2 protein-coding genes are annotated in these 1504 nt (G+C 47.3%); both read left to right on the top strand.

All coding sequences use genetic code 11. The features are described from left to right. Nucleotides 1–152 precede the first annotated feature (152 nt). Nucleotides 153–281 (top strand): FeoB-associated Cys-rich membrane protein, encoded by a 129-nt coding sequence (locus ACTHUM_RS13700; protein WP_003683546.1) that lies wholly within the window; start codon nt 153–155, stop codon nt 279–281. A 118-nt stretch (nt 282–399) separates the two neighbouring features. Continuing rightward, the coding region (locus ACTHUM_RS13695; RefSeq protein ID WP_440403134.1) for a type IIL restriction-modification enzyme MmeI at nt 400–1504 on the top strand (1105 nt) is incomplete at its 3' end.

Below are 1504 nucleotides of genomic sequence, written 5' to 3'. Positions count from 1 at the left end.
GTGTATGCTCCGATGTGTGCCGCGACTTTGACCGTGATTAGACGCGAAACCAAATCCACGAAAAATATGCTTATGATTACAGGCTATTTGTTCCTGATGGCTTATTTTGCCGCATTTGTGGTTTACCAACTTTCTTCAAGGATACTATCGTCATGACTCAATATATTATCGTCGGCTTGATTATGCTCGCCTGCGTATTCTTCCTCTTGCGAAAATTCGTGTTCAAACCGAAAAAACGCGACTGCAGCAGTGGCTGCGGCAAATGCGGTGGTTGCGGTTAAATATTGATAACCAGAAAGAAGAAAGGTCGTCTGAAAAGAGGTTTCAGACGACCTTTTTAACGCAAACCGTTATAATAACGCCCCATCCATTTATACAATACATTCATTCCATAAAGTCATGAAAACCCTGCTCCAACTCCAAAGCGCTGCACAAAATTTCGCCGACCACTATAAAAACCAAACCGACGAACGCCGTGAAAAAGACACTTTTTGGAATGAATTTTTTGCGATTTTCGGCATTGATCGCAAAAACGTCGTCCACTTCGAATATGCCGTTAAAGACCCGAGCAACAACACCCAATTTGTCGATGTCTTTTGGGAAGGCATCTTCCTGGCAGAACACAAATCCGCCAACAAAAACCTAGCCAAAGCCAAAGAACAGGCGGAGCGTTATTTGCAGGAAATCGAGCGCACCAAGCCGTCTGCCTTACCTGAATATTACGCCGTCAGCGATTTTGCCCATTTCCACCTTTATCGTCGCGATCCTAAAGAAGGCGTAGAAAACCAATGGCAATTCCCGTTGGAAGAATTGCCCGAATACATTACGCGCGGCGTTTTCGACTTTATGTTCGGCATCGAAGCCAAAGTCCGCCAAATTCAAGAAGAAGCCAATATTCAAGCGGCGACGGCCATTGGCAGACTGCACGATGCCTTGCAGGAAGAGGGCATTTACGAAGAACACGAACTCAGGCTCTTCATCACGCGCCTGCTTTTCCTCTTTTTTGCCGACGACAGCGCCGTTTTCCAGCGCAACTACCTCTTTCAAGACTTTTTAGAAAGCTGCAAAGAGGCCGATATGCTTGGCGACAAGCTCAATCAACTCTTTGAATTCCTCAACACACCCGACCAAAAGCGCAGCAAGACCCAAAGCGAAAAATTTAAAGGTTTCGAATACGTCAACGGCGGCCTTTTCAAAGAACGCCTGCGCACTTTCGACTTCACCGACAAGCAGCACCACGCCTTAATCGACTGCGGTAATTTCGACTGGCGCAACATCAGTCCAGAAATCTTCGGCACGCTCTTCCAATCCGTCATGGACGCACAAGAGCGGCGCGAAGCAGGCGCACACTACACCGAAGCCGCCAACATCGACAAAGTCATCAACGGCCTTTTTTTAGAAAACCTGCGCGCCGAATTTGAAGCCGTCAAAGCCCTCAAACGCGACAAAGCCAAAAAACTCGCCGCCTTCTACCAAAAAATCCAAAACCTGCAGTTCCTAGACC

Source organism: Neisseria sp. P0021.S006, from assembly GCF_051956895.1.
This window is presented reverse-complemented; position numbering and strand designations above follow the sequence as displayed.

Excerpts from the sequence above, each read along its gene's own strand:
- ACTHUM_RS13700 (WP_003683546.1), top strand. The coding sequence starts at position 153 with ATGACTCAATATATTATCGTCGGCTTGATTATGCTCGCCTGCGTATTC.